We start from the raw sequence: 23,590 nt of genomic DNA on the forward strand, positions 1-23,590 counted from the left end.
AGGCAGGTTATTCATCAAGAGAGGGATGGAACGCTGCTGTGAAACTCAACATCTTACCGGACGGCCTCAAGAACTGGTATCTCAAGCTCATCACCCCGATCGTCGACTATTTCATTTCACATCATTTGAATCCCAACTGGTTCACGACCATCGGCTTTGCGTTGAGCGTGGGAACCACCTACCTGTTTGCGATCGGCGAGTTGCGCCTGGCAGGCATCGCCGTGTTGCTGGCGGGAACCTTTGACATCATCGACGGCCGGGTGGCGCGCGCCACCAATCGCGTTACCAAGTTCGGCGCACTCTACGACTCTGCGCTCGACCGCTACTCCGAAGTCTTCATGTTTTTTGGTCTGGCTTATTTCTATGTGCACATTGACCCGCGCGCGCTCTGGCGGCCAGTAGCTGTGGCGGTGGCGCTGGGCGGGTCGATGATGGTTAGCTACATCCGCGCCCGCGCCGAAGGCTTGGGCCTGGAATGCAAAGTCGGTATCATGCAGCGGCCGGAGCGCGTGGTCTCGCTCGGCTTCGGTGCCTTGATCGGCGAGCAGGTGCTCACCTGGGTGATCATCGCCATCGCGATTCTCGCCAATTTCACCGCGATTCAACGGCTGTATCACATCTGGGCGATGGAAAACGGATCGAAAAGTGAACTGTTGACCGTGTCCCAGAAGTGAGCGCCGCCCGCGGCAGCCGCACGGGTCGCCGGCCCGGCCGCGTCCGTTGCTGCCGCCTTGTTGGAACAGTCGTATGGCATTGGTTAAATCATCGCAGTCTCTACAACATTCGTTTCAGGAAATGGAGGCAGTTTTGGCTAATCCCGCAGTAAAAATCAAAGCCCCCACCGGCAAGCTCGGCATCTTGACGCCGGGCATGGGCGCGGTCACCACCACGTTCATTGCCGGCGTTGAAGCCGTGCGCCGCGGGCTGGCGCAACCGTTTGGCTCACTCACCCAGATGGGCACCATCCGTCTCGGCAAGCGTACCGAGAAGCGCTCGCCTTTGATCAAAGACTTCGTGCCGCTCGCCAATCTCAATGACCTCGTGTTCGGCGGTTGGGACATTTTTGAAGATGATTGCTACGTGGCCGCAAAGAAAGCCGGCGTGCTCGACCGCAAGGATCTCGACCCGATCAAAGACACGCTCAGCGCCATCAAACCGTGGAAAGCAGTGTTCCACAACGACTACGTCCGCCGCCTCTCCGGCACGCACGTGAAACAGGCTGATACCAAGTGGGACCTGGCGCAGATGGTGCGCGATGACATCATGAATTTCAAAGCCCAACACCAGCTCGACCGCCTGGTGATGTTGTGGTGCGGCAGCACGGAAATCTATCTGCAGCCCGAGCCGGTGCATCAGTCGCTGGCGGCGTTCGAGCAGGGCCTGCGCGACAATCACCCGGCCATCGCGCCGAGCATGATTTATGCCTATGCCGCGATCAAGGAAGGCATTCCCTACGGCAACGGCGCGCCCAATCTCACCGCCGACATTCCGGCGCTCATCGAGCTGGCGAAACAGACCGAAACCCCGATCTGCGGCAAAGATTTCAAAACCGGGCAAACGCTGATGAAAACCATCCTCGCGCCCGGCTTGAAAGCGCGGCTGCTCGGCCTCTCCGGCTGGTTCTCCACCAACATTTTGGGCAATCGCGACGGCGAAGTGCTGGATGATCCCTACTCCTTCAAAACCAAGGAAGAGAGCAAGCTCTCGGTGCTGGAATACATCCTGCAGCCGGAAGTCTATCCGCAGCTCTACAAGGATTTCTATCACAAAGTGCGGATCAACTACTACCCGCCGCGCGGCGACAACAAGGAAAGCTGGGACAACATCGACATCTTCGGCTGGCTGGGCTATCCGATGCAGATCAAGATCGATTTCCTGTGCCGCGACAGCATCCTGGCCGCGCCCATCGTGCTCGATCTCGTGCTCTTTCTCGACCTGGCCAAACGCGCCGGCATGAAGGGCATTCAGGAGTGGCTGTCCTTCTACTTCAAAAGCCCGCAGACCGCGCCGAATCTGTATCCCGAGCACGACATCTTCATTCAGCTCATGAAGCTGAAGAACACCTTGCGCCACCTGCAGGGCGAAGAGCTTATCACGCATCTGGGGCTGGAGTATTACGATTGATCGCCCCGGTGCGCAGCCCTCACAGCCATGTTGGAGGAGCTTCGTGCCGCGCTTAAACGCTGGTGCGTCGCGGTTCTCGCTGCGGAAACTCCTGCGGCGGGACCGCGGCCCGCATTCTCCAGACGGGCATCCCGCGGACAAAGCAGAAGCCTCGCCGCTCGCCAACCTGCTCAAAACCTCGCTGCCAGCCGTGGTTGATCTCGCCTCGCAGACCATCACCTGGACGATCGAGTCGATCTTCATCGGCCGCCTGAGCGCGGCGGCTTTTGGCGGGTTTGGCATGGCGATTCAGGTCATCGTGTTATGTATGACGGTGCTGCTCACCTTCGTGGTGGGCAGCTCCCTCATCATCAACCGCAACCTGGGCGCCGGCGAGCGCCGGGAGGCCAACCACATCTTCGGGCAGACCATGATCATCGGCTCGATGATCGCCATTGGCCTGGCACTGTTTTGGTTCTTCGGGGCGACGCAAATTTTCAAACTGATCAAGGAAGGCGGCCAGGAAGCCGAGCATGCCGGCGTGATCTATCTGCGCACCATCGCAGTCTTCTCGCCCTTCATCATCACGAATTTCATCGCCCTGGGCGTGATCCGCGGCATCGGCGAGACCAAGTTTTCGATGATGATCAACCTCGGCCTGAATGCGGTCAACCTGGTGCTCTCGCCGCTGTTGATTTTCGGCTGGCTCGGCTTGCCTCGCCTGGGCGTGCAGGGCGCTGCCGTCGCCGCCGGCATATCGCATACCCTCGGCTTCGTGGCCACTTACAATCTGCTGCGCAGCCGCAAGAGTATTCTCTTTCTCTCCTTGCGCGAGATGGCGCAGCCCAACCTCGCCACGCTGAAGCGGCTGTTCAAAGCGGGCTTTCCCACTACCATCGAGCAGTTGGTGTGGGCTTTCGGCCAGCTTGTGGTCACCAGTTTCGTGGCGGTGCTGGGCATCCATTTGCTTGCGGCGCATCAGGCCTTCATGCGCATTCAGGCCATTCTGTCGATGTTCTACATGGGGTTTGGCTTGGGTGCCATGACGCTGATGGGCCGCAACCTGGGCGCCGAGCGGCGGCAACTCGCCGAGCGCACCGCTGAAGTCTCGGGCTGGGTGATGTATGCTTTTGTCATGGTTGTCGTGCTGTTGCTGTTCGTGTTCTCGCGGCCGATCTTGAGCATCTTCACCGCCGACCCCACCGTGATTCAGGTCGGCCTGTTTCCGCTCAAGGTGTTTGCCCTCACCCAGCTTCCCAAGGCGGTGAACGGCGTGTTGATGGGCAATTTGCGCGGGGCCGGCGATCTCAAATGGCTGATGTGGCTCAGCATCGCCGCCGTGTTCGCTCTCGAAATCGGCGCCAACATTGTGGTGGCGTTTTGGCTCGGGTGGGGCTTGTGGGGCTTGTGGCTGGTGCACATGTCGGATGAGACCATTCGCTTTGCGGCCAATTTCTGGCGCTTCAATCGGGGCAAATGGAAATTTCTGCATCTCTGACCGCCGCGGCGGCAATCCGCGCGGCAGCGCTGCCAACTGATGAGAGTTTGATACCGGGAAGTGTTCTCGATTGTCCATGACTGGCCTTTTCATCTCCTTCGAAGGCATCGATTGCTCCGGCAAGAGCGAGCAGAGCCGGCGGCTGGTTGACCGGCTGCGCCAGGCCGGCTACACCGAGGTCGAATTCGTGCGCGAGCCGGGCGGCGTCGAAATTGCGGAGGCCATCCGCCGCATCCTGCTCGACACCCGCCACCATGGCCTCCATGATCGCACCGAGATTCTGCTGTATTCCGCAGCGCGCGCGCAAATCACCGCCGAGCGCATTTTGCCGGCGCTGGCAGCGGGCCGCCTCGTGGTGGCGGACCGCTACGTCGATTCCACCACCGTCTATCAGGGCCACGGCCGCGGCCTCGATCTCGACTTCGTCCAGGCGGTGAATCGATTTGCCACGCAAGGCACGCTGCCCCGGGTGACGTTCCTCATCGACTTGCCGGTGGCGGTGGCGCAGGCCCGCCAGCAGCGCAATGGCCTCATCAAAGACCGCCTGGAAAGCGAAGGCGACGAGTTTCACCGGCGCGTGCGCCAGGCCTATCTGCAACTCGCGGCGCGCGAGCCGCAACGCTTCATCGTCATCAACGGTGAGCAAGATATCGCTGCCATCAGCGCCGAAGTGGATCAACACTTACGCCAGCGATTTGGATTGCAAGTATAGACTCCTGGTTACGGCCGGGAAGCGCTGCCCGGCCGCCCATCTCCGAATTCAGGCTGATCACTCAGACAGCGGAGGGCAAAGACCATGTTCGGTTCCGTGATCCTGGAGATTGCGATTGGCCTGATTTTGGTGTATCTTCTGCTCGGCCTGATCTGCACGGCCATCAATGAGTTGGTGGCGCAGGCCCTGCAGTTGCGCGCTCGCACGCTCGCGGACGGCATTCGCAATCTGCTCGCCGATTCGAACTATGAGGGCCTGGCAAAACAGGTCTACAGCCATCATCTCATCAAGGCCTTCTATCGGCGCGGCGAAAAGCCTTCCTATCTGCCGTCGCATTCGTTTGCCGCGGCTCTGCTCGACGTCGTCACGCGCGACCACAGCGGCCAGGTGCAGGATCTCAAAACCGCGGTCGAGAAACTGCCCAACGAAAAAGTGAAGCAGGTGTTGCGTGTGTTTGTCGATCAGACCGCGGGCAATGCGCTGCAGGTGCAGAAACAGATCGAGCAATGGTTCAATGACGCCGCCGATCGCATGTCGGGCTGGTACAAACGCCGCATCCAAAAGATCACCTTGTTCTTCGCCTGTTTGGTGACGGTCTTGATCAATGCCGATACCGTGATGATCGCCAACAACCTGGCGCAGGATTCGGTGTTGCGCGCTGCCGTGGTGGCGCAGGCCGAGAGTCATCTGCGGCAGTCCGCTGCCGCTGACAGCGCCGGCACTGTCACCGCCATCCGCAATCTGCAGGAGATCAAGAAGATCGGCCTGGTCATCGGCTGGGAACATGACCGCACGCAGGATTGGCAGTGGATCACCAAAGTCATCGGCCTGATCCTGACGGCGCTGGCCGCCTCGCTCGGCGCGCCCTTTTGGTTTGATTTGTTGAATCGGGTGGTGAATCTGCGCGGCACCGGCAAGACGCCGGCCGCGGCCGTGGAAACGGCGAAGCCGGCCGCGACTTGAACGGCGCAGCTTCGTTTTCACCCGACAACCTCATCGTTGGTTTGGCAGTGTCGAGTTGGCGGATTACTCCTCCAATCGTATCATCCCGTAGTTGTTCGTTGTCTCCGCCCTTGCAGGCGGCTGTCTCTATTCGTGGTCTGCCCGCCGGGCAGTTGAATCAGCAAGGAGTCATGCGCATGACGTTCAAGAAGCAAACCGCCGCCCTCGTAGTCGTCTTGGCCGCCGGCCTCACCGTTGTTGGTTGGTTTTTCAATTGGGGTGTGGGCGTGGGCGCCGATTATGTTCACGAAATCCGCAAGAACATTGAAATCTTCGGGCTGGTCTATCAGGAGATTTCGAAGAAATATGTCGAGCCGGTTGATCCGGACAAGTTCATGAAGGCCGGCATCAACGGCATGTTGGAGACGCTCGATCCCTACACCGCTTTGATCGAGGATGAATCCAACTCGCATTTGCAGATTATCACCACCGGCAAATACGGCGGCTTGGGCATGCGCATCGGCGAGCAGCAAGGCTGGCCGACCGTGGTCGAGCAGCCCTTCGAAGATGATCCGGCCGGCAAAGCCGGCATCCGCGAGGGCGACCGCATCATCATGATCGACGGCCAGACCACCAAAGGCCTGACCATCAACGAGGTGGCCAAGCGGCTGCGCGGTGAAATCGGCACACCGGTGACGCTCAAGATCGAACGCGAAGGCGAACAGGAACCGCTGGAATTCCGCCTGATTCGCGCGGAGATCACCATCCTCGACGTCAGTTATTCCGGACTCATCCGCGACGGCGTGGGCTATATCAAGCTCTCGGGCTTTTCCAAGAACGCCGGCTATGAGATCCGCCAGGCGATTCGCGAGCTGCAGCCCCAGGGGATGAAGAGCCTGATTCTCGATCTCCGTAGCAATCCCGGCGGTTTGCTTGATGCCGCGGTTTCCGTCTCCGAGAATTTCATCAAGAAAGGCGACCTTGTCGTTTCCACCAGAGGCCGGATTGAGGAAAGTGTAAAGGAATACCGTTCCGATGTCGAGCCGATTGCCGGCGATCTGCCGCTGGTGGTGCTGGTGAATGAATTCAGCGCCTCGGCTTCGGAAATCGTCGCGGGCGCGATTCAGGATCTCGATCGCGGCGTGGTCATCGGCCAGCCGACGTTCGGCAAGGGTTTGGTGCAAACCGTGGTGCCGATCACGCGCGACGCGGCGCTGAAGATCACCACCGCCAAGTACTACATTCCCAGCGGCCGATTGATTCAACGGGTCGACCGCCTGCGCGGCGCGCATTCACCGGAGGTGGCGCTGGAGGAAGGTGAAGGCGAAGAAGGCGCGACCGGCACGGCCACCATCGCCTCGGAACTCAACCATGACAGCACGCACATTTACTACACCCTCAAGAACCGGCGCGAAGTGCGCGGCGGCGGCGGCATCAAGCCCGACCTGCGCGTCGAACTGCCGCCTCTCAACCGCTATCAGTACGAATTGCGCCGCAAGTCGCTCTTCTTCCATTTTGCCCTGACCTACGCCAACCAGCACCGCGATCTGCCGCGCAATTTCACCGTTGATGACAACCTGCTGGCGCAATTCCGCGCGTTCATCGCAGAAAAGGGCTTCAGCTACGTTGCGGAAAGTGAAGACCGGCTGGCGGAATTGAAAAAGGTGGCGGCGGAAGAGGGGTACTACAGCACGCTCACTCCCGACATCAACCGGCTGGAAGCCGCGCTGCAAACGCTCAAGGCGGATGATTTCAACCGCAACCGCGACTACATCGTGCGTGAACTGGAAAAAGAGATTGCCGCCAAGCTGTTCGGCACACGGGCAAAAGTCGAGGCCACCTTCGACGACGATCCCTATCTCGCCGAGGCGATCAAGGTTCTGCAGAACCAGGAGCGTTATCTCGCCATCCTCGGCGCCGCCGCCAAGCAGAAGGGATGAGATGGGTTGCCTGCTGGACTACAACCAACAGTTTCACATATTCCTTTTAGGAGGACCATTTCATGGCGTTAGCCAAAACCAAACGGAAAGTGCTTCCCAAAGACGGCTCATCGCAACTCAATCGCAAGAAGCTGAAGAAATTGGCAAGCAAGCGCAATGGCCAGGCGCGGGACAAATATGTTTACGCCTTCGGTGCCGGCAAAGCCGAAGGGGATGCGCGCATGAAGAATTTGCTGGGCGGCAAGGGCGCCAATCTTGCCGAAATGGCGAGCATCGGTTTGCCGGTGCCGGCCGGATTCACCATCACCACCGAAGTTTGCACCGCGTTTTATGAGAACAAGCGCCGCTACCCCAAGGGCCTGGAAAAGCAGGTCGAAGCCGCCCTGGCGCACGTCGAAAAGATCATGGGCGCGCAATTCGGCAGCAAACAAAACCCGCTGCTCGTGTCAGTGCGCTCCGGTGCGCGCGTTTCCATGCCGGGCATGATGGACACCGTGCTCAATCTCGGCTTGAACGAGGCAACCGTGCAGGGCTTGATCGCCAAGACCGGCAACGAGCGCTTTGCCTATGACTGCTACCGCCGCTTCGTGCAGATGTACGGCGACGTCGTGCTCGGCCTCAAGCCGCAGAACAAAGATGACATCGATCCCTTCGAAGAAATTCTCCATCACAAGAAGGAGACGTTGGGCGTGAAGTTCGACAATGAACTGAGCGCCGAAGCCCTGCGCGAATTGGTGCAGGAATTCAAGACGGCAATCAAAGAACGCACCGGCCATGATTTCCCCGAGGATCCCATGGCGCAGCTTTGGGGCGCGATCGGTGCGGTGTTCGGCTCGTGGATGAACGAGCGCGCGATCGCCTATCGCAAACTCTATGAGATTCCGGAAGACTGGGGCACGGCGGTGAACGTGCAGGCGATGGTGTTCGGCAACATGGGCGATGATTGCGGCACGGGTGTGGCCTTCACGCGCGATCCCGCCACCGGCGAAAACGTGTTCTATGGCGAATATCTGATCAACGCCCAGGGCGAGGATGTGGTCGCCGGCATTCGCACGCCGGAGCCCATCGCGCGCCTGGAACAGGAGATGCCCAAAGTCTTCGAGCAGTTGATGAAGATCCGCCGCACGCTCGAGCGCCATTACAAAGAAATGCAGGACATCGAGTTCACCGTGCAAAACGGCAGGCTGTGGATGCTGCAGACCCGCAACGGCAAGCGCACCGCGTTTGCGGCCTTCAAGATTGCCCATGACATGGTGGCGGAAAAGCTGATCAAGAAGGATGAGGCGCTCGCCCGCCTCGATCCCAATGCCCTGAACCAACTGCTGCGCCCGATCTTCGACCTCAAGGAGAAGCAGGCCGCCATCGATCACGGCAATCTGCTCGCCAAGGGTTTGAATGCCGGTCCCGGCGCGGCCTCCGGCAAGATCGTCTTCAATGCCGAGGATGCGGTGGCGTGGAGCAAGCGCGGCGAGCAAGTGATTCTCGTGCGCATCGAAACCTCGCCGGAAGACATCAAAGGCATGGATGCCGCCGAAGGCATTCTCACCGCACGCGGCGGCATGACCAGCCACGCCGCACTGGTGGCGCGCCAAATGGGCAAAGTCTGCGTCGCCGGTTGCGAAGTCCTGGAAATCGACTACCGCAACCGCACCATGCAGGTGAAGGGCCGCATGCTGCGCGAGGGCGACTGGCTCTCGATCGACGGCACCACCGGTGAAGTGATTGCCGGCGCGATCAAGACGCGGCACTCCGAGATCCTGCAAGTGCTGCTTGAAAAGACCATGCAGCCGGAAGAATCCGAAACCTATCGCATCTACGCCGACATCATGGCTTGGGCGGACAAACATCGCAAGCTCAACATCCGCACCAACGCGGACCAACCCGATCAAGCGGCGAATGCCGTCGCGTTCGGCGCGCAAGGCATCGGCCTGTGCCGCACCGAACACATGTTCTTCGGCGGCGATCGCATCGATGCGGTGCGCGAGATGATTCTCGCCGACGATGAAGCCGGCCGCCGCACCGCGCTGGCCAAACTGCTGCCTTTCCAGCGCCAGGATTTCATCGGCATTTTCGAGGTGATGGACGGCCTGCCGGTGACGGTTCGCACGCTCGATCCGCCCTTGCACGAGTTCCTGCCGCACAGCGAACGCGAGCAAGCGGACCTGGCCGCCAAACTCGGCGTGAGCGCGGAAAAGATCAAAGCCAAGGTGGAAGCGCTGCACGAGTTCAATCCCATGCTCGGCCATCGCGGCTGCCGGTTGGGCGTGGTCTATCCCGAGATCACCGAGATGCAGGCGCGCGCCATCATCGAAGCGGCGTGCATCGTGGCGAAACAGGGCAAGCGCGTCCTGCCGGAAATCATGATTCCGCTGGTCGGACACGTCAATGAGCTCAAGGCGCAGGAGAAAATCGTGCGCGCCACTGCGGCCCGGGTTTTTGAAGAGCAGGGCGTCAAGGTCGTTTATCTCGTCGGTACGATGATCGAATTGCCGCGCGCGGCGGTGGTGGCGGATCAGATCGCGCAGGAAGCCGAGTTCTTCAGCTACGGCACCAACGATCTCACCCAAACCACCTTCGGCCTGTCGCGCGACGATGCCGGGAGATTTCTGCCGCACTACGTCGAGCATGAGATTTTGCCGGCCGATCCCTTCGAGACCATCGATGTCGAAGGCGTGGGCGAATTGATGAAATGGGGCGTGCAGCGCGGCCGCAGCACGCGCCCGAAGCTCAAAGTCGGCATCTGCGGCGAGCACGGCGGCGACCCGGCCACCGTGAAGTTCTGCCACCAGATCGGCTTGAACTACGTGAGCTGCTCACCCTTCCGCGTGCCGATTGCCCGCCTGGCGGCGGCGCAGGCGGCCCTGGCGGAAGTGGACAAAGACTGATCGCGCGATCAGTTTTGGGTGGAAGGCAAAAAGAAATCGCCCGTGGGCTGGAACAACCCGCGGGCGATTTTTCTTGCAGGCGAGAATTCTGGAAACGGGTAGGATTTGGCGAGCCGCGGACTTGTGGGTTTGCTCCTGCTCGTACTCTTACTCTTACTCCTACTCTTACTCCTACTCCTACTCCTACTCCTACTCCTACTCGCCTCTGCATCCTCACTAAAGGCGAGTAAGAGTAAGAGTAGGAGTAAGAGTAAGAGTCAAGCGCGATCATCTACACATATTCATATACCCCCCTTCCCACCTTCTTTCCCAAGCGGCCGGCTTTCACATATTTTACCAGCAGCGGGCAAGGCCGGAATTTTTCGCCCAGGCTTTGATGTAGAAAGGTGAGAATATTCAGGCGCACGTCGAGCCCCACCAAATCGACCAGCTCGAACGGCCCCATGGGATGATTGAGTCCGAGCTTCAAGGCCTTGTCGATCTCGCGGGCGCCGGCCACGCCTTCCTGCAGCAGGTAGAAGGCTTCATTGCCGATCATGGCGTTGATGCGCGTGGTGATGAAGCCCGGCGATTCGTTGATGATCACCGTCTCCTTGCCCATCTTGTGCGCGACCGCCTGCGTCAGGCCCACGCTGGCCTCAGAGGATTCCAGGCCGCGAATGATCTCCACCAGTTTCATCACCGGCACGGGATTGAAGAAGTGCATGCCGACGACCTGGCCGGGGCGCTGCGTCGCGCCTGCCATCTCGGTGATGGAGAGCGAGGAGGTGTTGGTTGCCAACACGGCCGGCGCCGGCGCCAGCTTGTCCAGCCGGGCGAACAAATCGAGTTTGAGATCGATCCGTTCCGGAATGGCTTCGATGATGAACTCGGCGTCCTGCGCGGCGGCAGCGAGATCGGTGGTGGTTTGCAGGCGGGCAAAACCCTTGGCTGCCGCTTCATCGGTGATGATCTTTTTGTCGACCGCCTTGCGAAAGTCCGCCAGGAGGGCGGCGCTCGCCTGAGTGAGAATCTTGTCAGCCACGTCATACAGTTTGGTGGCGAAACCGGCGAGACACGAGGCATAGGCAATGCCGCGGCCCATGGTGCCGGCACCGATCACCGCCAGTCGGTGGATGGTCGGGGGCATCAGTGGAATCTCCTGAAAGTGAGTTCAAGCACAGCAGGTGTGTCGGGATTTTTTGGCAGCGGGAGAGTGGTCAACGCGGCGGGCGGAATTCGTGCGTCTCCGCGCAGCGAATCAGTTCTTCCGCGGTGACGATCAAGTCGACGCGCTGATCATACGCTGCCACTGGAATGCTTGTCACCAGTTGACTGCGGAACGCCAGCGCAATCTTGAGGCCCGGCGCTTCCGCGAGAAACCGGTCATAGTAGCCTTGGCCATAGCCCAGGCGGTTGCCGCGCCGGTCAAACCCCAAGCCGGGCACGAGGATCACCTCAAAGGCCGCGATTGCCGGCGCCGGCACCGCGCCGTGCTCCGGCGAAGGTTCGAGAATGCCGAGCACGCCCGGCTGCAGCGCCGCGAAATGCGGAACGAAAAAGTGCGCCAGCCGTTTTTCCTGCTTGATCACTTTGGGTACGGCGACCGGCGCGCCGGCCGCGAGCCGCATGCGGATCAAATCGTGTGTTTCGACTTCATCACCAAAGGAAACGTAAGTGTGCACCACTCCCGCCTGCTGAAACGCCGGCAGCGCCCTTACTTGCTGCATAATCGCAGCGGTGGCGTGTGCTCTTTCCTGCTCGGGAAGCAGTGCGCGTTGCCGGCGCAGATGCTCACGCAGGCCGGCTTTGCGGGCAAGCAGGGCCGCGTGTTCCTCCCGGTCGCTGAAGCTGTCGAGGTTTTTCACGCCGATGGCTCCTGCAGTTTTGCGAGCATCCCTTTGGCAAAGTTGCGATCAAGAACGGCAAACATGCCGACTTCGGCCCGGCCCCAGTATTTTCCCCATTCCGCTTTGGTGCCGAGCGTCACTTGTGGAATGTCCGCGGCGTGATGCAGGACGCGGGTCTTGGCGGCAACGGCGTCCTCGGCGAAGACCACCAGCGCGGCGTTGTGCGTGTTGATCTCGCGCCGGACGGCATCAAAACCAATCACGATCTTGCCCGCGCGTTGCGCCAAGCCGAGCAGCGGCAATATATCATCCGGAAGCATTTTCACCTGACCGAAGAGAAAAGAAGAACCGTCGTGCTGTCGCAGCAGTTGGCGCGAGTCGTTCAGTCAAAATGCCACGGGGAAACCGAAATCCAACCGCGGAGAAGCCGGGAGCACTGCGAAGAGTTTTTCTATTGTTGCAACTCTGCGATCCCAGTGTCCCCGCGGCCGGAATGCTCGCTTTGCCGCAAGGAAGCAACTGCTGCGGACAGCCCGGCACCCGCCGTCTATTTGGCCTTGCCCTGATTGGCCACGGCTTGCATGGCCTGTTTCACGGTTTCCTCATCACCGAGATAGTAACTCTTGATCGGCTTGAGATCATGATCCAGCTCATACACCAGCGGCACGCCGGTGGGAATGTTCAATCCGACGATGTCGGCCTCGGGCACGTTGTCGAGATATTTTACCAGCGCGCGCAGGCTGTTGCCGTGCGCCGCAATGATCACGCGCCGGCCGGTGCGAATCGCAGGCGCGATCTGCTCATGCCAGTCGGGAAGAAAACGCGCCACCGTGTCTTTCAAACACTCGGTGAGCGGTAGTTCATGCTCCTTCAGGTTGTGATAGCGCGGATCATGGCCGGGATAGCGGGGATCGGATTTCTCCAGCGCCGGCGGTTGCACGTCATAGCTGCGGCGCCAGACTTTCACCTGTTGCTCGCCGAACTTTGCCGCCATTTCCGCCTTGTTCAGGCCCTGCAGCGCACCGTAGTGACGCTCGTTCAAACGCCAGGAGCGGTGCACCGGAATCCACATGAGATCCATTTCATCCATCACAATCCACAACGTGCGGATGGCGCGTTTGAGCACCGAGGTATAAGCCACGTCGAAAACATAGCCGTTCTCTTTCAACACCTTGCCGGCAGTGTGCGCTTCGGCAATGCCTTTTTCGGACAAATCCACATCAGTCCAGCCGGTGAAGCGGTTCTCCTTGTTCCACACACTTTCGCCGTGACGCAAGAGCACAAGTTTGGTCATGAGTCAAACTCCTTTTGGTTTCGTGAAATCAGGCGAGCCTGAAAGTTGACATTTCTCGCGCAGCACTGTTGGCACCACCGTCATGCTGCATTGCAAAAAGATCCTGTGAAAAGTTGGGCACTCTGCCAGGCATTTCAGCAGATTCGTCTGAATGACATCGCGAGCGGCCACTCTTGCGAATTGCAGCATGACAAAGAAGACCACGACGCTTCAGGCAAACGAAAAGCGAAACAAGGCAATCGACCACTAGTCTTTGGGGGGCGCTGTGTCTGTCGCCAGGCGACGATGGCGGTCGATCCAGTACGTCCAGGGAAGGATGAGCCATTGCGTCAACCCAAAAACGGCGAGGGCGTTCGCGTCAGGAGGCGGAGACTCGCGTCCCATCACGTTACCGGCATAGCCCAAAACGCAAAAGATCACCAATCCCCAAAAGGCATAGCTGCCGATGCGGTCACGCGGCCGGGTGGTGCGCGCATACAAGGCCACCGCCGCGGTAAACAAGGCGCTTTCCACCAGCACGGTCGCGGCCACTGACTGCCACAGTCCCAATCCCCAAAACGTTTGCGTGCCTGGCGCCAGGGGCAAATCCGGCCGGTGGGTGATCAGATCGAGAATCCAGTGGCTGAGCACGCCCAGACCGAGCACCCACGCACCCACGGCGTAGCGGCGCAGCGCATAGTACACCAGCCCAAATGCGGCCGACCATCCTGCCACTGTGAGCAGGCTGTGCGAGATGGGATAATCATAAAAATCGAGCGGGGTGAACGCGGTATTGCCGGGCGCGATGCGTACGTGTTCCAGGCCGAGCAGAAGAAAGATGGGCCAGAGCAAGTCCAGAAATTGGGTAGCCAGGAACAGCGTGCCCAGCGAAACTTTGGGCGCGGCTTTCTTGGCTGCGAAGGCAACGGCATAGTGACCGATGAACATGGCGGGCATCCAATTTTGAGAACAGTGTTGTTCTACCGGGCGGCAATTGCGTGCGCCCTTCGGCAGTCCGCTGAAAAGTCGGCGTTGCGCTGCTGTGCAGGTTTGCTGTTTGCGGCTGCCACAGCGACCGGCATAAGCTAGAAGATTTTTGCACAAATGCCAGCCTCTCCTGCTGCCCGGCCGCAACAAAAAACCCTCTGCGAAGCCGTCGGATTTCGCAAAGGGTTGGTTCTTCTCGGTGAAGTGAGACGATGCGGGCGGTGGCCGCGCCCGGGCCGGCGCTTGCTCAAAAATTCACGCCGAGTGAAAAGCGCTGTACGTTTTCCAGCAGGCCGAAGTCGGCGTAGGCATAATCGATTTTCAACTTCGTGCTGCTGCCCCACAGGCGATAGTGCAAACCGCCGCCCAGAGTGAGACCCTCTTCGCTTTCCGAGCGGAACAGCGTGGAATAGCCGCCGCGCAGGAAGAGCATCTCGTTGAGCACCACCTCAGCACCGGTGTTGATGCTCTCGGCATTGTCGTTGGGATGAAGCGCGTCCAGGCCGACCGTGACTCGCACGTTGTCGTTCTGGTAGATCTCAGTCGCCAGCCCCACACGAAAACTCAGCGGCAGTGGAAACTTTTCGGTTTCGTACATGGCGTTGACGAATTCGACATTGCCTTCATTGGTCGGATCCGGATCGTTGCTGAAGCGGATGTCACGACCATCGAGGCGCAGATCGCTGCCGAAATTGCTAATGCTCGCGCCCAACCGGACGTTGCGGAAGGGCGTGGTGAACAAGGCGCCGATGTCGAGCGCCACTGCATTCGCGCTCATGTGCCAGAGATTCTGCCGGATGAACTTCGCGGTGCCGCCAATGGCAAAACGGTCGGTCAACCGGCGCGCGTAGGTCAAGCCCAAGGCCAAGTCGTTGGCGTCGAACAATTCGCCGGTGCCCTCCGGCCGTTCGACGGTGCGGACAAAATCATCCGGCGCGCTCAGGCTCGTCACGCTCAAGCCCAGCGTGCCCAGCCCCCGCACCTCGAAGGCCACGGCGGCATAGTTGAAATTCATGTCCGCCAGCCATTGGTTGTGCACGAACATCGTTCCCAAACCCTGATAGTGTCCCAGACCCGCCGGGTTCCAGTACATCGCGCTCAAGTCACCGGCCATTGCCGCAAACGCGCCGCCCATGGCCGTGCCGCGCGCATCCACGCCGATCTTCAGGAACTGCGCGACCGTGGTGCCGGTCTTGGTGATGGTTTGCGTGTTATCCACCTGGGCGCGCAGCGTGGCAGCCGCCAGCAGGCCTGCCATCATGATGAGACTGAGAGTTCTTTTCATTTTCTCGGACCTTGATCTAGTTTAGGAATTATTGCCTGGCGAGTTCTTTCCCTTGCCGTTCCTCTTATGCTCCTTCTCTTGCTCCTACTCTTACTCCTACTCGCGTTCAAGCTTTTGGGGAGGGAGTAGGAGTAAGAGTAAGAGTAGGAGTAAGAGTAAGAGTAAGAGTAAGAGTAAGAGTAAGAGTAAGAGTAAGAGTAAGAGTCCTAGCCGGAGCAGCAGCTCGACCAGGACTCTGGCGCGAGCTGCCAGTTACTTGATCACTGCGAAGCGCCCGATCTTTTGGCCGAGCGGGCCGGCATCAACATGATAGAGGTAAATGCCGTAGGCCAGCGGGAAATTGTCGCGCGTGGTCAAGTTCCAGAACGCCTGCCCGTCGTCCGCGGTGGTGTGATGCTCGATGACGTCCACCAGCTCGCCGGTCACGGTGAAGATCCGGATGGTGCAATCCTTCGGCAAGAGATCGAAATAGAGCCGGCGCTCGCCGCGGTCGCGCGGATTCTGCCGGTCGAGCGGCTCGATGACGTTGGTGACGACGTAAGGATTGGGCACGACGCGAATGCGGTCGAGCGAATTGGCCGCAAGGGATTCATCCACGCGCGCGGCTTTGGTTTTGAAACTGTAGGCGTCTTCCGCGGTGAACGGCCGGCTGGTGGCGATGAAGTAAACATCACCGGCAGCGGGCGCCACCGGATTGTTGGGCGGCGGCACGAAGGTGAACTCCCAGGTCTGCACCAGTCCCTGTTCACCGAGCAGGATGACCGCGCGCTCATCGGGCGTCCACAAGCTGTCGTTTTTCACCGTCTCGAGATAAACCATGCGCTGTTTTTGGGGGACGCGGCCTTTGGTCACGTCCCAGACTTCGGCTTTGGACTTGATGTAGCCGAATCCCGGCCGCGCGCTGCTGTCGACGATCGCATTGGAGAAGCGGACTTCATAGTCACCGGGATACTTGTTGCGCTCGATGCCATTGAACGGTTTCACGCTGCCGAGGTAGTTCGATTTGCTGGCGGGCGTCCACTTCGTGCGCGCCACGTCCAAATCGAGCGGCACCTCCTGCACGAACAGCCGCATGCCGTCGAAGAACGGATTGGCTTCTTCAGAATTGAGCAACTGGCTGTCTTTGATGGCGAAATAGCGAAACACCGCGCGCAGAGCCTGGCCTTCGCTGATGGCGCCGCCCGGCAGCACTCGCACAAAACCGGCCTCCGGCTGCAGCTCATAGTCTGCGCCGCGATTGAACAAACGCTGGCCATCGCCGCTGGTGAGCACGAAGGTGGTATCATTGACATTGAGATGGGGCATGCGCACGAATTGATCCACCCGCGCGTTGAATGTGTGGCTCACCGGCTTCATGTCTTCCACGGTGTAGCGCACGGGGTCCGCCGCAAAGCGCACGTGATACTCATTACTCTCCTCCACGGCGCGCGCATCGACGATCTCGACTTGCAGCGCACCGGTGGCCACGCCGCTGCGGTGCGTGATGCGACTGGCTTCGCCGTTGTCTTCCAGCGCGCTGCGCACATAGCCCGCGCTCGGTGCGCGCGGCACCACCCGCACGGTGTTGACGTCCAAAATCAGCTCATTGGTCTCGGGATTCAGCGTGATGTTCTTCGAGCATTCCGTGGGCGCGATCTTCTGGCCGAGGTCGCCGTGATCATAGGAGACGACGGCATAGTAGTAGGTTTGGCCGTTGATCACATTGTTGGAGTCAACGAAGGCATGGCGCAGGCCGGTATTGCTGCCGAGATTGTAGGCCACGCCCCGCCCCGGGAAGGGCACTTCGCTCAATCCGCTGAACTCGTTGATCAAATCGAATTTGGCAGAGGCACCGGTGGCCGTCTTCAAAGGCTCGAACAGGAAGCGCGTGCCGTTGGCGTCGGTGATCACTTGCTGGTCGAGGAAATTCGGATCGGTGCTGCGATAGATGACATAGCCCTCGAAGTCGAACGTCTCGCTGACCGGATCGAACGATGATTCGGCCACATTGTCCCAATACAAGGTGACTTTGCGGTCGCCCGGCACCGCCGTCACGGTTGGTTTCTCCGGCGGCTTCGCAAATTGATAGTTGATTTCATAGATCTGTTGAGCGGTGAGGGCATTCAACAGCAAGTCTTCCAAGTCCTGGCCGACGAGCAGGGCAATGGAAAACCGCCGAATGGCCCTGGCCGGCAATTCGATCGGGCCGGAGCCGTAGAGGAACACATAATCGCCCGCCTGCGTGGCGTTGGCGGAATCGAATTGGCCCGGGGTCATGTAGTTGTTGAAAATGAATTCATCCGCCGAGATCACATTCTGCCCGCCAAAGGGCGGCGCCGCAAAACTGGTCAAGCCGATTTGGTCGGATTCATCCAAATCGGTGAATTCAAAATTCGGCTCTCCCGGCTCGCGAATATCGAAAGGATCGCCGGCAGTGGGCACGCCGTCACCCTCGCCGCGATCGCCGGTGTTGGGCACGCCGTCCACGCCGATGTCATGCTTGTCCGCCACCCAATCGCCGTCGTTGTCGATGCCGTCGGTCTGGCTTTCATCGATCCTGCCGTCGCCGTCATTGTCGATGCCGTCCAGCGGGTTGCCGGGGCTCTCCAAAAACTTGTAGCCGAAATAGCCCGGCGTGCGGCCGACTACGTCGCTCTTGCCGTCCTCATCCCAGGAATAAACCATGTTGATGGAGCGGTCAAAAAAGGAAAGATCGTCGCCGTAGTTCTGCGGCCCGCCGATGTGAGGGTCGCCCCACATGCCGAAATGGACGTTGTGCAGGTCCTTGTCGCTCTTGTTGGTGATCTTGTAAATCAGAAAGATGATGTCTTCGGCGAGCGGATTCGACCATTGATAGTAGCGAAATTCCACTTCCAGACCGAGGCCGCGCCGGGTCGAATCATTCACAAAGGGGTAGTACTGGAATTCCTTGTTGCGCCGGTCATCGCACACGAAGAAGGATTCCATGTCGGCGTTGCTCGCGCCCTGCCGCAGCGCGCCCGGCCAGACATATCTTTTCAAATTCGGGTTGTACCAGCCGTCCGGCCAACTGTCGGGCTTGCCGTCACCGTTGCGGTCCAGATCATTCACCGTCGGAATGCGATTGCTTTGGGGATTGGCGTACGGCACGCGGCCGTCATCGCTGGTGGCGAGCGGCTCCCAGCCCCAGAATTCCTTGCCGTCGGGCGAGACTTCACCGCCGAGCGAGATCAACCCATCGCTGATGCAGACGACGACCCAGGTGGTGTCGCCGTTGGGTTTGATCACCGGATTGCCGGCGGCATCGCGCTTGATGTGTGCATCGCGATGGCTGCGCGGCGGCACTTCGATCTCCGCGGCGATGAAAGGCGCGAACTCATAACCGTAGCCCAAACTTTCCCACACGATGTCGGTGGTGCGATTGCCCGGGCTGGAGATCGAGCCATAGTTCCAGATTTCCGTGGTGATCTTGTTGCCGTTGATGATCGCGCGCTGGCGCGGCGCCAGGTTGTCGTTGGCGGCCGCGGCTTTGCGCAGCATCTTCTCGCGCACTTTCTCACGCCAGCGATAGTAATCCTCGTGATCGGCCGCACTCCAGTTTTTCTGCGGGCCGTTGAGATACCATTGCAGCGAGCCGCGCCGAGGCTGCTCCTGCGCACTCGCGGCCGTGGCAACGAGGAACAGCAGCAGAAGAAGCAAACCATTTTTCATTCTGAAATTCATGAATCCCTCACGGTTGGTCACAAGCTGGATGCTTGATACTGGATGCTTGATACTTGATACTGGATGCTGGATGCTGGATGGATAGATTGAGTTGTCACTTTTTGCTCAGGTGCTGCCGTTCGACGGACTGGATGAAGGCATTGATTTTCTTTCCCAGCAACTCCAGCCGGTTGTGAAGATCCTGATAAAGATCGGCATCAGCAAGTGAACCCGTCTCGAACAGCGTTTCGAGATGATCGGTGGTTTCATCATTTGAGGCCAGCGAGCATATCAATAAACGGACATAGTCTTGTTTGTATGCCCGCCTGCCGAAGCCTTCCACGATCAGCGATTTTACGGACTTTATCGAACGGCGTATCTGGCCTCCTTCTTCATACATCTCGAACTTTGGCAGCTTTTCAAGAGTCATTCTGTGAATATCAATGACCAACTGCCGCGCCAATCGCCAAATCTCCAAACCCCGATAACTCATACGCACCCCCTTGTTCAGATATCCTGCCTTTGAATGCCACTGGTCAGTGATCAGTGATCAGTGATCAGTGATCATCATCCATCCTCAAAGATTTTTCATCCATCATCCATCATCCAGCATCCATCATCCAGCATCGATCATCCAGCATCCAGCATCCAGCATCGAGTATCGAGTATCCAGCATCCAGCATCGAGTATCCAGCATCCAGCATCGAGTATCCAGCATCGAGCATCGAGTATCCAGCATCGAGCATCGAGTATCCAGCATCGAGCATCCAGCATCCAGCTCAAAACTCCACCGCCACGCCCACTTGAGCCGAACGCGGCGCGCTGTAGTAATTCGGCCGGACTTGATACTCCGACCAGGTGTGCACCCCCGGCTCGCCGTAATGCTGCGTGAACGCCTGGGTCTCTTCCAGTGAACGGTTGACGAAGGTGTAGCCGGCGCGGCCGGTGTCGTCGAACACGAAGCGTTCGTTGCGGGCATCGAATACATTGAAGACCTTGGCAAAGAGCACGAAATCGAAGTGGCGCAGCCGCAAGTTCTTGAACACGCGCAGATCGAGATTCTTCTGCCAGGGTTTGTTGCCGCTGTTGGCGGTCGGCACGAAGTTGGCAAAGGGAATGTTGGGCGTGTGCGGCCAGCCGCTGCCGATCTTGCCGATGAGGCTGATGCCCCAGTTGCCGGGCTCGCTGAGCGTCACCGTGGTATTGAGCAGGTGGCGCTGATCCCATGCCAGCGGCACCACTTGCTTTTCCTCCTCCAGCCCGGAAAGCGCGCTGAAGAAGAAGGCGCCGCTGCTCACGTCGTTGCCCTCGGCCTTTTGGAACGTGTAATCGATCCAGGCGGTGAGCTTGGTGTTGGGATCATGCCGCTTGGTGAGGCTCAGGGTGAATCCCTTCACCTGGCCGTAGTCCTTGTTCAAATAGATGCTGTAGCTGCGCGGGCCGAACTGCCGCGATTGATAGTTGATCGTTTGCAGCGCGAGCAAGTCGCGAATGTCCTTGGAGAACAGGCTCATCTCCAGCGCCAGTGCCTCCCCGAGCTGCTGCTGCAGGCCGAATTCATAGTTCACGGTTTTTTCCGGCTTGAGATCGGCGTAGCCGAAGTCGGTGAAGCCGCGCGCGCCGAACACATTGCTGCCGTAGATGCGGCGCAACTCCGGCATCTGATAGAAGTGGCCATAGGAAAAATGCAGGATGCCGCGATCGGTGATCGGAAAGGCCACGCCCAGCCGCGGCGAGACCCGCTGTTTGGCCTCCGCCTTGGAGCGCGCGCCCTCCGGGTCGAGCAGGTCGACGATGTAATCGCTGTTGGGATCGAAATAGTCGTAGCGCACGCCGGCGTTGATGATCATGTCGTTGTATTCGATCTTGTCCTGCAGGTAGGCGGAGAAAAAGGTCGCCGTTTCATCATAGAAGGTATGGCTGGGGGTCTCGTTTTCCGGAACCACCGTGGGGCGGCGATAGAAGTCGTTGTCATACAGAATCGTGATATTGCGTTCGCGCAACTCATCGCGCCGCAGGCTGATACCGGTTTTGATTTCGTGGCGCGTGGTGACCTGGCTGGTGTAGTCGAGTTTGCCGCCCAGCGTTTTGGATTCGCGGTAGACGTGTTCCATCTGCGTGCCGCCAAAGGCGAAAGTGGCGGTGGAGGGTGCGCCCTCGATGCGGGTGGTGGGCACGTAGCGCGGGTCGGTGGGATCCTCGAAGACGAATTGCTTGAAATCCGTGGTGGCGTAAAAGAGATTGGCCTCGTAGAAGCTGCGGGTGAAGGCGTGATTGAGCTTGAGCGAATAGTTGTAGTTGTCGTCGCGATAGTTGTAGATGCCGTCGGGATTATAGCGATAGCTGTGTACGTAGTTCTTCCAGCGCGTGCGATCATAGAGAAGCTGTGAGGAGAGTTTGATCCGCGCGCCCAGGCGGTAAGTCAGTTTGCCGAGGAAATTGAAGTCACGGCTGGGATTCATGGGCACGAACGCGCCGTCGCCGCCGCGCTCGATGTACCAATTGTCGGCGTTCTTGAAATTGGCGGAATCGCCCGGTACGTGCTCGCGGATGCCGTACTGATAGCCCTCATCGTCATCGTAGCGGGCGCTCATGTTGAAGGTGAATTGGTCACCGAAAAAGGGCACCGGGCCGTTGAGGCTGCCGTCAAACACATGGTTGGCCAGCGGGTCGATATCGTCAACGTTGAAGAAGATGTCCTTGGCGTTGGAGAAGTAGTCGCCGGTGTAAGCGGAGAGATTGCCGTGATAATCGGCACCGCCTTCCTTCACTTGAATGTTGACGATGCCGCTCATGGCGTTGCCGTATTCCGCATTGAACGCGCCGCTGATCACGCGCAATTCCTCGATTGCCTGGTTGGAGACGCCGTTGGTGAGAGAGTTGGTGAAAAACGGATTGACCACCGGCACGCCGTCGATGTAGTAGCCGATTTCATTCGAGCGGCCGCCGCGAATGTGCAAGGTGCCGTCGGCGCCGGTGTTGACGCCGGCCTGGGTGGTCAGCACGCCCACGAAGGTCTCCACCGGCAGTGCCTTGATCTCGTCCGCTGTTGCCACCTGTTGCGAGGCGGTCAGGTCCTTTTGCACCAGCGGCCGTTCCGCCACCACCACCACTTCCTCACCTTCAATGACTTCCGGTGAGAGCGCGAAATCCTCCCGGGTGGTTTGATCGACGCTGACGCGCACGTTTTCCAGGCGGATTTTGCCGTAGCCGATGAAGGAGACGCGCAGGGTGTATTTGCCCGAGGGGATGTTGAGGATGACGTAGTTGCCCTCGGCGTCGGTGGCCGCGCCCAGGGTGGAGCCTTCGATCATGATGGTGACACCCGGCAGCGCTTCGCCGGTTTGCTTGTCCACCACCCGGCCGGCGATCTTGCCGCCGGTGGCAAAGGCGTTGAAGGAGAAACAGAACAACCCGCACAGCAGCCACAGCCAGCTCATGCGTTTGTTGCCCGCGATCATGTTGCAACCCTCCGGAAGAGTGTCAATATTGGTTATGGAAGTGGGCCATTTATTTGCTGGGATACCAGTTTGTCATTCCGCAGGAACCTTGTGAATCACTCGGCACCGCGCCAATTTCTTCACAGGATTCCTGCTGAATGACAGGGTTGAAAGCGCGCGGCTGGTCAATCAAGCAGCAAAAAGTTCCATCTTGGATTCTGAGTTCTGATCAGCTTTTGTTTTTTCTCCCGGCTCATATTTTTGATTTCCTTTGCCCGTGCGATGGCTTGTCGTACATCGCCATGGGTTTCATAATGAACGAGCTTGTGGCAATAGTACCGCCCCGCAAAGGTGCCGGGTTTTCCCCGATTTTCGCGGTGTTGCTGCAGTCGCAGTTTCAGATTATTCGTGACGCCGGTGTAGAGCACCGTTTTGCCGGGATTGGTGATGATGTTAACATAGTAATTCCCCTTGGTCATGCCTGCCCCCTTGCGCACTGCCCGAGACCTTCAATGGATTGTTTTGGGAATACAGTCTAGATGAGCACGCTCCGATATTCCGTCTTGACGGTTCATTTTGCTTTTTCGTCTGCTGCTTCATCTGCTGTTTCATCTGTCATTCCGTTTGTCATTCCGCAGGAACCTTGTGAATCACTCGGCACCGCGCCAATTTCTTCACGGGATTCCTTCTGAATGACATGACGCGCAGAGGCTGTTCTGCATTAATGACAAGGCGCGCAGATGCCGCCTTTCATCGCATTCATCATCACACCTCAAAATTGTCATTCCGCAGGAACCTTGTGAATGACTCGGCACCGTGCCAATTTCTTCACAGGATTCCTTCTGAATGACAGGGTTGGTAGAACGCATTCTGTCATTTGACATGCGCACAGCGCTACCCTGCTCTGTCATTCCGCAGGAACCTTGTGAATCACTCGGCACCGTGCCGAATTCTTCACAAGATTCCTTCTGAATGACAGGGCGCGCAGATGCCGCCTTTCATCGCATTCATCATCACACCTCAAGTTTGTCATTCC

Annotated in this window: 18 protein-coding genes; 7 read left to right on the forward strand and 11 right to left on the reverse strand. The window is 58.9% G+C overall.

Translation table 11 applies throughout. The features are described from left to right. Window positions 1-38: 38 nt before the first annotated feature. From L6R21_06360 to ppdK, 7 genes are all read left to right on the forward strand, one after another. On the forward strand, window positions 39-674 hold the full coding sequence (locus tag L6R21_06360; GenBank protein ID MCK6558805.1) for a CDP-alcohol phosphatidyltransferase family protein: 636 nt from the start codon (window positions 39-41) through the stop codon (window positions 672-674). A 121-nt stretch (window positions 675-795) separates the two neighbouring features. Then, the gene (locus L6R21_06365) at window positions 796-2,124 is read left to right on the forward strand and encodes an inositol-3-phosphate synthase (protein MCK6558806.1); all 1,329 of its coding nucleotides are present in this window, start codon (window positions 796-798) and stop codon (window positions 2,122-2,124) included. A 43-nt stretch (window positions 2,125-2,167) separates the two neighbouring features. Further along, window positions 2,168-3,601, forward strand: a complete 1,434-nt coding sequence (locus L6R21_06370) for an MATE family efflux transporter (protein MCK6558807.1) — start codon at window positions 2,168-2,170, stop codon at window positions 3,599-3,601. A 76-nt stretch (window positions 3,602-3,677) separates the two neighbouring features. Further along, window positions 3,678-4,313, forward strand: coding sequence for a dTMP kinase (gene tmk, locus L6R21_06375; protein ID MCK6558808.1), 636 nt, complete (start codon window positions 3,678-3,680; stop codon window positions 4,311-4,313). An 84-nt stretch (window positions 4,314-4,397) separates the two neighbouring features. Next, window positions 4,398-5,276 carry a hypothetical protein gene (locus L6R21_06380; protein ID MCK6558809.1) on the forward strand — a complete coding sequence of 293 codons (879 nt, stop codon included), beginning with the start codon at window positions 4,398-4,400 and terminating at the stop codon, window positions 5,274-5,276. Window positions 5,277-5,452: 176 nt separating this feature from the next. After that, entirely contained in the window at window positions 5,453-7,195 is a 1,743-nt protein-coding gene (locus L6R21_06385) for a S41 family peptidase (protein MCK6558810.1), read from the forward strand. 62 nt (window positions 7,196-7,257) lie between these two features. Then, window positions 7,258-10,080 carry a pyruvate, phosphate dikinase gene (gene ppdK / locus L6R21_06390; GenBank protein ID MCK6558811.1) on the forward strand — a complete coding sequence of 941 codons (2,823 nt, stop codon included), beginning with the start codon at window positions 7,258-7,260 and terminating at the stop codon, window positions 10,078-10,080. 271 nt (window positions 10,081-10,351) lie between these two features. Here ppdK and L6R21_06395 read toward each other — a convergent pair whose 3' ends face one another. The 11 genes from L6R21_06395 to L6R21_06445 all read right to left on the reverse strand — a co-directional run bounded on the left by L6R21_06395 (window position 10,352) and on the right by L6R21_06445 (window position 23,033). Continuing rightward, on the reverse strand, window positions 10,352-11,209 hold the full coding sequence (locus L6R21_06395) for a 3-hydroxyacyl-CoA dehydrogenase NAD-binding domain-containing protein (GenBank protein MCK6558812.1): 858 nt from the start codon (window positions 11,207-11,209) through the stop codon (window positions 10,352-10,354). Between the two features lie 70 nt (window positions 11,210-11,279). Beyond that, a complete protein-coding gene (locus tag L6R21_06400; protein ID MCK6558813.1) occupies window positions 11,280-11,927 on the reverse strand; it encodes a 5-formyltetrahydrofolate cyclo-ligase in 648 nt (215 codons plus the stop codon). Further along, the gene (locus L6R21_06405; protein MCK6558814.1) at window positions 11,924-12,229 is read right to left on the reverse strand and encodes a ribosomal L7Ae/L30e/S12e/Gadd45 family protein; all 306 of its coding nucleotides are present in this window, start codon (window positions 12,227-12,229) and stop codon (window positions 11,924-11,926) included. Before L6R21_06405 ends, L6R21_06400 begins: the two co-directional genes overlap by 4 nt. Window positions 12,230-12,456: 227 nt before the next feature. Continuing rightward, a complete protein-coding gene (gpmA, locus tag L6R21_06410) occupies window positions 12,457-13,203 on the reverse strand; it encodes a 2,3-diphosphoglycerate-dependent phosphoglycerate mutase (protein ID MCK6558815.1) in 747 nt (248 codons plus the stop codon). A 246-nt stretch (window positions 13,204-13,449) separates the two neighbouring features. Then, entirely contained in the window at window positions 13,450-14,130 is a 681-nt protein-coding gene (locus L6R21_06415) for a metal-dependent hydrolase (protein ID MCK6558816.1), read from the reverse strand. A gap of 286 nt (window positions 14,131-14,416) precedes the next feature. Continuing rightward, window positions 14,417-15,454, reverse strand: a complete 1,038-nt coding sequence (locus L6R21_06420) for a PorV/PorQ family protein (GenBank protein MCK6558817.1) — start codon at window positions 15,452-15,454, stop codon at window positions 14,417-14,419. 252 nt (window positions 15,455-15,706) lie between these two features. Continuing rightward, window positions 15,707-19,135 carry a hypothetical protein gene (locus L6R21_06425; GenBank protein ID MCK6558818.1) on the reverse strand — a complete coding sequence of 1,143 codons (3,429 nt, stop codon included), beginning with the start codon at window positions 19,133-19,135 and terminating at the stop codon, window positions 15,707-15,709. A gap of 94 nt (window positions 19,136-19,229) precedes the next feature. Next, window positions 19,230-19,577: a four helix bundle protein gene (locus L6R21_06430; GenBank protein ID MCK6558819.1), complete on the reverse strand. Its 348-nt coding sequence runs from the start codon at window positions 19,575-19,577 to the stop codon at window positions 19,230-19,232. 139 nt (window positions 19,578-19,716) lie between these two features. Further along, on the reverse strand, window positions 19,717-19,881 hold the full coding sequence (locus L6R21_06435; protein MCK6558820.1) for a phosphotransferase: 165 nt from the start codon (window positions 19,879-19,881) through the stop codon (window positions 19,717-19,719). A 12-nt stretch (window positions 19,882-19,893) separates the two neighbouring features. Beyond that, window positions 19,894-22,575 carry a TonB-dependent receptor gene (locus L6R21_06440; protein ID MCK6558821.1) on the reverse strand — a complete coding sequence of 894 codons (2,682 nt, stop codon included), beginning with the start codon at window positions 22,573-22,575 and terminating at the stop codon, window positions 19,894-19,896. Window positions 22,576-22,739: 164 nt separating this feature from the next. Beyond that, entirely contained in the window at window positions 22,740-23,033 is a 294-nt protein-coding gene (locus L6R21_06445) for a GIY-YIG nuclease family protein (GenBank protein ID MCK6558822.1), read from the reverse strand. Between the last annotated feature and the right edge of the window lie 557 nt (window positions 23,034-23,590).

The organism is bacterium (genome assembly GCA_023150945.1).
GTDB lineage: Bacteria > Zhuqueibacterota > Zhuqueibacteria > Zhuqueibacterales > Zhuqueibacteraceae > Coneutiohabitans.